The organism is Mycobacterium sp. E3298 (assembly GCF_001666895.1).
In the GTDB taxonomy this organism is placed as follows: domain Bacteria; phylum Actinomycetota; class Actinomycetes; order Mycobacteriales; family Mycobacteriaceae; genus Mycobacterium.
In genome coordinates this window covers 1-8,705 of sequence record NZ_LZJB01000058.1, presented here as the reverse complement: position 1 = coordinate 8,705, position 8,705 = coordinate 1, and the positions used below count along the sequence as shown (strand labels likewise).

Below are 8,705 nucleotides of genomic sequence, written 5' to 3'. Positions count from 1 at the left end.
AAGGGCAAGGGCATCAAGCTCGACACTCCCAGCGATCCCCTGCACGACCCTGGATTCATTGCCGCGCTTAATGCTGCCTACGACCTCGGCGGACCCACTACCTATCCAGAAGAAGCGCCACTGAGTGCGTTCCAATTGGCTTAAGCACAGAAAGCGCAGCATCAAGGATCATTTCGGCGAATCCGGGGCATCCCGACTTGGCCGGCTTCGGGACGTGCGGTGACGTTTAGCCCGCCACCGCCCGATGAAGGCGCTCTCGTGGTGGGGCAACGAAATGCCTAAGAGAGCTACACGACGTTGGATCTATCGTGATCGACCGACCGTGAGCTGCGGCTCAGACACCCGGACACGCTAGCGTTCCTACGATCATCTGCATGGCGGATCGCAACGCGGATTGCAGGGCGGCGAAATCGCCGTGCTGGACCCAGTGGACGTAGGCGTGCCGACACGCTTGAACCACCAGCTGGGCAGGCAGCTCTCGGGTGAATGGGTCATCGCCTAGATCGAACCGGGCGGCAAGGAACTCGGTGATGGAAGCGATAAGGTCTTGTCCCCAGTCCAGCCACCGCAATCGGTATTGGGGATCGCTGATCATCATCGCCATGAACCTGCGATCGATCTCCATCCGGCCCCGCCGGGGAACTTCGGTGCTAAATGCCGCAACGAGGACCTCGACGGTGTCGCTGTCCGGTGCTGCGTCACGCAGGGTCTCGATGCTCAGCCTGCCGAATTCACGGAATAGCGGCATAACGACGTCTTCTTTGACCGGGAAGTACCGGTGAAACGTACGCGGCGCAATGCCCACCGCTTCGCAGATCCGCTCGACGGTCGCCGAGGTAGACCCGTCGGCGAGAAAAGTGTCGCGGGCAGCTAGCGCGATGTGCATCCGAAGATCCTCGGCGCGGCGCTCCGCGTGCGTCGCCGGACTGCTCACCAGCCTTGCCTCACTTCCTCGCCACACGAACTGCACGTCAATCCTAACCGCGGCAATCCCTTGACTGATGTGCTCGGACTCGCGACGGCATCCCGCTGAGCGGGATCGCGATGGTGACCCGCACCCCTGCGGACTAACATCGTGTTGTCAGATTCTGCCATTCATGTCGCAATCTGACACGCCAGCGCAGTGACGTGCCGCCCAACAGTGGCCCTTTGACAGGTATGCGATGGCCCGCCCCCAGGCGGGCTGAACCACCCAGCCAACGAGGTCACGACACCAGCCGAGCCCAATTGAGGAGAAACCCCGATGACCACTGAGACCGAAGAACTCAACTATGACGACTACACCCATGACTTCATGGGGAAGGTCGGCAACGTCCAAGACTTTTCCCGCGATTTCCTCATGGGCCTAGCGCGAGTGTTCGAAGACGTCTTGAACTTCATGCCCTACGCCCACGTCAAGATCTATTCGGAGAAGGTCGGCATTAGCGCGGCCATGGATGTCGCCGCGGAGCTGTCGCGGGCGGGGATGCGCCAAGTGATGCCGATGGGGCGCTACATCGCCCCTCCGGGTTGGGACTGGAAAAACGCTCAATACCAAGCGATTCCCTTTGATGTTCAGACTGAGGACCTGACCAAGCCGGCCCTGATACGTCTGATCAAAACCTATTGGGACCAGTACCTCAAAGGACACAACTATTTCATCGACCAGTGGACCAAGATCCTCCCTGAGGAGGAGGTCTGGCTCGGGCTTCCCGACATGTATCAACTCATCATCGATTACCAATACCCCAAGCTGGCCAGAGTGTTCAAGATCGAGCCAGTGCACGTAGTGGACTTTCTCAAGTTGGCCTGCCTGAGCATCGATGGCACGCTCGGGTACGGCGGCGAGTACATCGTGTACAACCCCGATCACGTGGTGCTCAACATGCGTCGGTGCGAAGTGCTGCAGAAGTACACCGACGAAGGCCTCTACCCACCGGCACGGGCCTGGATGAACTGCACTTTTGAGCAGCGAATCTCAGCCCCGTTCTTTCCTGGGTGCAAACTCGACATCAACTTGCCGCCAAAGGATTTCAAGTTTGCCCAAGGAGAACCATTCTGCGTGTGGACGTACACGCGCGGTGAAGCAAACCATCAAGCGGCCGCGGCCGCCCCTGATCCCAGAGCCAGCGCGATGAAGAAGATCCCCATCATGCCGGTGTCATCCACCTAGGAAGCGGCGTGGCCGCGGATCCTCGGCCAAGAGCTGCGGGGCCCGGCCGTCATGCCGACGTCCCGGCGCTTCCATCGACGATCGTAAGCGTGCCGGCACGCACGGCATCCGTGATCGACTCGGTAAGAGCCGAACATGACAGGAACAGATCACAACGTCCATATGGCGCTAGCTGTGCAGCAGCGGAACGCTCCTCACAGCGGGCCAGGGCCGAGGCTGTCCACTGCACGCTCGTCTGGCTCCAGCTGCTTTTACGAACCTGCACTCGCGCTCGACAGCGCCGACATACCACGGGCAACATGGGCATGTCGGCGAGGCGCTCGTCCTCTCTCACAGGCGAAGCCACCGTCATCACACCGAGTCTTTGGCGGTAGCCTGCGCAGCGATATTGGACTCGACCACCTTCATCCACGCCTCGTACGGACGGGTGGTGTCGAGCTCAAACTCGAAGCGGTCCAACATATCCGGTTGGACATCGGCGACATCGACGTAGAACTGTTCGTACCATCGACGTAGTTGGTAAACCGGGCCGTCTTCTTCGACCAAGAGCGGATTATCGATGCGCGCCTTGTGCCGCCAGATCTGCACATCTTGTTCGAAACCGAGTTTGACGAAGTCGCCCAGGGCGACCGCAGTCTGCACCGCGACATCATCGGGTAGCGCCTCGGATTTCTTGACGATGATGCCGTACTGCAGCACAAAGGAATTCGCGTCAACTGGGTAATGACAATTGATCAAGACGGTGTGGTGGTCACCATCCGCGTAGTGATAAGTCAGGTCGTCGACCATGAAAGACGGGCCGTAGTAGGAAGCCACCGATGTCGTGCCGAGCAACTGCGGACCTTCTGTGCCACCCAGGTCCGGTCGGCCCGCACTGTTCATGTACTGGGTAGCCACGTGCCCTTCGAAGATGTTCTTGAAATGAGTGGGCAGGGAGCCGTGGATGTAGAAGAAGTGGGCCATGTCCACGACGTTGTCGATGATTTCACGGCAGTTGGTGTTCACGACGGTCGTGTACCAGTGCCAATCGGTCCACTCGTCGCTGGTGGCGCCTTCGATGCGTGGGATCGCGACCTCAGGTGGGGGCGGTTTGCGCTCGGGATCGTTCCACACAAACAACATGCCGTCCTGCTGCAGGGTGGTCCACGCTTGCGTGCGGGCCAGCTTGGGTGTGCGCTTGCTGTAGGGCACCAGCTTGCAGCGTCCGTCACCACCCCAGCGCCAGTCATGGAACGGGCACGCCACCTCGTTGCCCTTGACCTCACCTTGCGACAGGTCACCGCCCATGTGGCGGCAGTAGCCGTCGAGGACATTGACCTGTCCATCACCGCCGCGAAACACCACCAGCTTCTGGCCGAAGGCATTGATCGCGTGCGGTTTGCCGTCACTGAAGTCTTTGATGAGACCTAGGCAATGCCAGCCGCGGGCGAATCGCGTTGGGGCAGCATCGGCCTCGATCAGCCGAACTTCGCCGGCTTCGGACTGCGAATTCATGGGCGCCATTCAACCCCGACTGACCGGCAGGTGTAGGGCACGTGTTCCACTGATCAGGACGCCTCTTCCCGCCAAGCGGCCCGGCCGCTTACCGTTACCAGGCGTGACAACGCACAGCGCGACGATTCCTGCTGGACTTCCCGTGTCCGACACGACGGTGGACCTACTCGTGGTCGGTTCGGGAACCGGCATGGCCGCAGCACTCGCCGCCCACGACCGAGGGCTCTCCGTGCTGATTGTCGAGAAGTCCTCGTACGTGGGTGGTTCGACGGCACGTTCCGGTGGGGCGCTGTGGCTGCCCGCGGGCCCGGTGTTGCAGCGGGCCGGTGCCAACGACACCGCCGAGCGCGCCGCCACCTATCTTGACTCCGTGGTTGCGGGCTCAGCGCCGCCTCCGCGTTCCGCGGAGTTTTTGACACATCTCTCCGCGACCGTCGAGCTGCTCGAGCGAACGACTCCGATGCGGCTCTTTTGGGCCCGGGAATACTCCGACTACCACCCCGAAGAGCCCGGTGGCAGCGCAGCCGGGCGTACCTGCGAGTGCCGGCCTCTAGACACTGCCGTCCTGGGCGAATATCGCAGCCGGCTACGGCCAGGAGTCATGGAGGCCGGCTTCACCATCCCTACGACGGGCGCCGACTACCGTTGGCTCAATCTGGTGGCGCGGGTGCCGCGCAAGGGGATTCCGACCCTGGCGAAACGATTGGCCCAAGGTCTCGGTGGCCGGCTGCTGGGCCGGCACTATGCCGCGGGCGGCCAAGCCCTGGCCGCCGCCCTGTTCGCCGGTGTGTTGCGCGCTCAGATCCCGATCTGGACCGACACCAGCTTGGTGCGCCTGGTCGGCAGCGGTGACCGCGTCAGCGGTGCGGTTGTCGGCCATGGCGGCCGTGAAGTGACCATCACGGCCCGGCAAGGGGTGGTGCTGGCCACCGGCGGCTTTGACCACTGCATGGAGATGCGCTGGAAATTTCAGTCCGAGTCACTGGACCCCAACGTCAGCCTGGGCGCCGACTCAAATACCGGCGAGGGGATCCGCGTCGCCCAAGAACTCAGCGCAGACATCGATCTGATGGACCAGGCTTGGTGGTTTCCCGCGATCGCGCCGCTGCCGGGCAAGGCGCCCGCTGTCATGCTCGCGGAGCGATCACTTCCGGGCTGCCTCATCGTCAACCAAAATGGGCATCGCTTCGCCAACGAGTCGGCCGACTACATGTCGTTCGGTCAGCGATTGCTCGAACTCGAGCAGTCCGGGCAACCGGTAGAAGCAATGTGGATCATCTTCGATCAGCAATACCGCAACAGCTATGTCTTTGGCGCCGAACTGTTTCCGCGCATGCCCATTCCACAGACCTGGTATGACGCGGGTATCGCGGTGCGCGCCGACAGCCTGCGCGAACTCGGCGCTCGGATCGGCACTCCCCCGTCAGAGTTCAACCAGACGATGACGCGTTTCAACGAAAGCGCTGCTCTTGGCGAGGATCCCGACTTCGGTCGCGGCCGCAGCGCCTATGACCGCTACTACGGTGACCCGACGATAACGCCGAATCCCAATCTGCGACCGTTGACCAAGGGCCCGTTCTACGCTGTGAAGATGGTGCTCAGCGACCTGGGTACCTGCGGTGGACTCAAGGCCGACGAGCGGGCACGGGTGCTGCGCGAAGACGGCACTGTCATCACCGGGTTGTACGCCATCGGTAACACCGCCGCCAACGCGTTCGGAGCCACATATCCCGGCGCGGGCGCAACGATCGCCCAAGGGTTGGTATACGGCTACATCGCCGCCAGAGACGCCGCCGGCGGCGGTTAGTCGTCTCGGCGCTTGGCTTGGACCTGCTTTTCCACCTCACGCCAGTACCCGGGCGTGGGGCGTAATTTGCCCGATCCGCCTTTCGCCTTCTGCATGGAGCCGTCGGCCTCGTCGATTTCCTTCATCAGTTCCAGCGCAAACTCGCGCTCGGCGGCGTAGTACTTGGCCGCCCAGCGCAGCGCGAGCACTGAGTAGGCCCAAGCGGGCTCGTCCTCGGCGCCTTCGGCGTCCTCGACAGCTTTGCGATGCCTGGCTTCGGCGTAGGCCACGTGGTCCTGCAACATTTCCTTGAGCCGAGCGGGGGTCGTCAGATGACCGAACGTCACGCGCATCAGCACGCTGTGTTTGAGCACCGGCGGATCCACTGGGGCATTGTTGGTCCAGTCGGTGACGGCGTCCAACCCGGCCGCGGTGATCTTGTAGAGCCGGCGGCTGCGGGTGCCCTCGTCACGTTCGATGCGTGATGTCACCAGCCCCAAGCTTTGGAGCTTCTTCAGCTCGGTATAGATCTGGCTGTTCGACGGGCTCCAGTAGTAGAGGTCAACGCTCCAGTCGATCCATTTTTTCAGGTCGTAGCCGGAAACTTCCTCTTCATAAGAGAGCATGCCCAGCAACGCCCAACTGGTGGCGGCAAGTGCCGACTTCACCGGCTTATCGCTGGGCTCGGCCATTTTGCCAGATTAACAGCACAGCCGAGATGTCCCTGTGCTATGCCCGCTGGACGGGACGCCACCTTCCGGACCGCGACCGCTCACTTCACGCTGGTAGGCGATGACCACCGAAGTCGCCAAGCGTCGACTCCATGTGCAGCGTCCCCCGGTTCTGCAGCGTGCGGCCCGCACCACGCCCGCTGCAACGCCAACAGTCGGCGTGCCACGCCTGAGGGACGCCGCGCCCCGGCTCGCGGTTCGCTGTCAGCGAGGGCGAGGACCTTGCCAGCGACACCGCCGACACCGGGGATTTGGGTATACCGATGACTGACCCCTCGTCTACATACGAGCTACTGGCCATTTCCGTTCGCAAACTCATCGACGCAACAATCCGAACGGAGTTGGAGCCCAACGCTATTGCCTCCACAACGGCCGAGATAGACGCAATCACAGGCCGACTGAGCGCCGAGCAGATACCTGGATCGTTCGGCGAGCGCACCCGCGCCGACGGGCAAAACGCGGCTTCAGGTAATGCGGTGATCGGAGTCCGCAACCCGTTGGCTCCCCCACTCGTGATTCACGAGGGAAACGGATTGGTTTGGTCGGAACTCGTCCTCGGTGCAGCCTATGAAGGACCGGCGGGTTACGCGCACGGCGGTGTCTGCGCGATGGTGTTGGACCATGTACTGGGCGCTACCGCCCACAAGCCAGGGCGGCCGGCCTACACCGGGACGCTGACCCTGCGCTACCACCGAGGAACCTCGCTACGAAAGCCTCTTCGCGCCGAGGCCTGGGTCGACCGCGTCGAAGGGGTCAAGACCTTCGCCGCTGGACAGCTCAGCGACAGCGATGGCGTAACCGTTTCAGCAGAAGGGGTTTTCATTCATCCGCGGGAGTAAGCAAAACATCGCCGATAGAGCACGCCTACGACCCATCCCAGACATCGCGTGTTGGAAAGTGCCGAGCCGGGCTGCCCCCATCATCATCTCTGACCGCGGATCTGACGAAACAAACCACCGCATAAGGCCTGAAAAGTTGCGCTTGAGTCAAGCACTGGGGTGCGTCTGAACAGCGCGCTGCGGAAGACCGCTCTCTTCAGTGGCCGGGGGCCTAACCCCGGGCAACTTTATGAACCGGCTTTTGGAGACTCTCGTATCAGGGCGCGATTACCGGCGTTGGGGAGCGAGGCGCTTCAACGCGAGTCCCCCCTCGAAGGGGCGGTAGCCGAACGCGGCCGGGGCACGGTACCCGGTGTCCTCAAGGGGGGTATGCACTTCAGCCACGGTCGGCCCGATCTCGGCTGCAATCGGCGCCAGTGCATCGAGGTCGAATCGGTACAGCCGGGCCGCGTTCTCCGCCAGAATTTTTCGGCACTCGCTTTCCGATCTGTTCTGTAGCGCCCACCGGATGGCCAGCCTGGATTGAGGAGTGAAGCCCTCCTCGTGCGGATAGTCGCTTCCCCATAGAATGTGGTCTGCACCCATGAAATCAATCATCACTGATTCAAAGGGCGCCAATTCGCTGGCCAGGTAGCAGTTCCGCTGGGCGTACTGACTCGGCGTGAGGGTAAGCCCATCGACCGAGGAACCACCGAACATGCCGTACGTGCGGTTGCCGGCTTCGGACTTCATCGTCGGGACCATCGCATCGAGCGTCATCAGTTGCTGCTGTACCCACAGTGTGCCCTGCTCTGTAGGGGCGAACCGTAGCGTGGGGTAACGCTCGAAAACCCCGGCCAGGATGAGATGGCCCAGGCTGCGCTGGGCCCACAGCGCCATTTCCGTGATGAGCACGGCGTTGGATGCCGGCTGATCCATGGGCATTGCCGGACTTCCCGGACCGCCGTGCTGCACGATCGTCAGATCCAGTTCGCTGCACAACTGCCAAATCGGCTCATACCGAGTGTGGAACAGCGGGGCGACATTGGGGTCGCCCGGCGATACTGGGGGCAGCAGCACTCCACCGAAGCAGCCTTGCTCGTTGCCCCAACGAATTTCGTCCAGCGCGGCGTCGACGTCGTTGGGGAATACCTGGATCAGTCCTCGCCGGCGTGCGGGTGCCAGCGAACAAAAATCGACCTGCCATCGGTTGTGCGCCTGCACGCCCGCCCAGCGGTGTTCGAACTCTGCTCGGTTCTGGGGCAACGAGATGGTGATGTTGGGAGACGTCGGAAAGAAGGGAGGAACAGTGTTGGGCAGCAACAGCTCTGCCGCAACCCCGTCAGCGTCCATCTCGGAAATACGCAACTCATGGTCCCAGTTGCGCTTTGCGGTAGCGATGATCAAGTCATCGAAAGGACTGGCATACGTCGTGGCCCACGCGTCGAAGTCGTCGTGGAACGCCTTCGGGAGGTACGGCTTGTATTCGAGGAGGTCGGCGCCGGCGTGGGTATCCGCAGAAATGACAGTGTAGCGGGACGGGGTTGAATCCGCCGAACGAAACATTCATCATGCATAGTTATCGGCCACGAGACAATGACCGGTGTCGCATTCTCATTGAGGAGATGATTGATGGCCACCCCTGAGACCCCGTCCCGCTACACTGTCATTTCTGCGGATACCCACGCCGGCGCCGACCTCCTCGAATACAAGCCGTACCTCCC

General features: G+C 62.0%; 7 protein-coding genes. 3 read left to right on the top strand and 4 right to left on the bottom strand.

Annotation, left to right across the window (positions count from 1 at the left end; translation table 11 throughout):
* Positions 1 to 334: 334 nt before the first annotated feature.
* Positions 335 to 934 carry a TetR family transcriptional regulator gene (locus A9X05_RS02070; RefSeq protein WP_231969376.1) on the bottom strand — a complete coding sequence of 200 codons (600 nt, stop codon included), beginning with the start codon at positions 932 to 934 and terminating at the stop codon, positions 335 to 337.
* 309 nt (positions 935 to 1,243) lie between these two features.
* Here A9X05_RS02070 and A9X05_RS02065 point away from each other — a divergent pair, with 309 nt between their 5' ends.
* Positions 1,244 to 2,152, top strand: coding sequence for a hypothetical protein (locus A9X05_RS02065; protein ID WP_067752625.1), 909 nt, complete (start codon positions 1,244 to 1,246; stop codon positions 2,150 to 2,152).
* A 351-nt stretch (positions 2,153 to 2,503) separates the two neighbouring features.
* Here the strand turns inward: A9X05_RS02065 and A9X05_RS02060 are convergent, their stop codons facing one another.
* Complete coding sequence (locus A9X05_RS02060) at positions 2,504 to 3,646, bottom strand: Rieske 2Fe-2S domain-containing protein (RefSeq protein WP_067778881.1); 1,143 nt, start codon at positions 3,644 to 3,646, stop codon at positions 2,504 to 2,506.
* A 103-nt stretch (positions 3,647 to 3,749) separates the two neighbouring features.
* Between A9X05_RS02060 and A9X05_RS02055 the strand changes: the two genes are divergently transcribed.
* Positions 3,750 to 5,453 (top strand): 3-ketosteroid-delta-1-dehydrogenase, encoded by a 1,704-nt coding sequence (locus A9X05_RS02055; RefSeq protein WP_197498877.1) that lies wholly within the window; start codon positions 3,750 to 3,752, stop codon positions 5,451 to 5,453.
* On the opposite strand, the gene A9X05_RS02050 is transcribed toward A9X05_RS02055, so the two are convergent.
* Positions 5,450 to 6,124, bottom strand: a complete 675-nt coding sequence (locus A9X05_RS02050; protein ID WP_067752631.1) for a PadR family transcriptional regulator — start codon at positions 6,122 to 6,124, stop codon at positions 5,450 to 5,452. The genes A9X05_RS02055 and A9X05_RS02050 overlap by 4 nt on opposite strands.
* A gap of 302 nt (positions 6,125 to 6,426) precedes the next feature.
* Here A9X05_RS02050 and A9X05_RS29135 point away from each other — a divergent pair, with 302 nt between their 5' ends.
* On the top strand, positions 6,427 to 7,002 hold the full coding sequence (locus A9X05_RS29135) for a PaaI family thioesterase (protein WP_082950352.1): 576 nt from the start codon (positions 6,427 to 6,429) through the stop codon (positions 7,000 to 7,002).
* A 267-nt stretch (positions 7,003 to 7,269) separates the two neighbouring features.
* Here A9X05_RS29135 and A9X05_RS02045 read toward each other — a convergent pair whose 3' ends face one another.
* Complete coding sequence (locus A9X05_RS02045) at positions 7,270 to 8,547, bottom strand: amidohydrolase family protein (RefSeq protein ID WP_067778875.1); 1,278 nt, start codon at positions 8,545 to 8,547, stop codon at positions 7,270 to 7,272.
* Between the last annotated feature and the right edge of the window lie 158 nt (positions 8,548 to 8,705).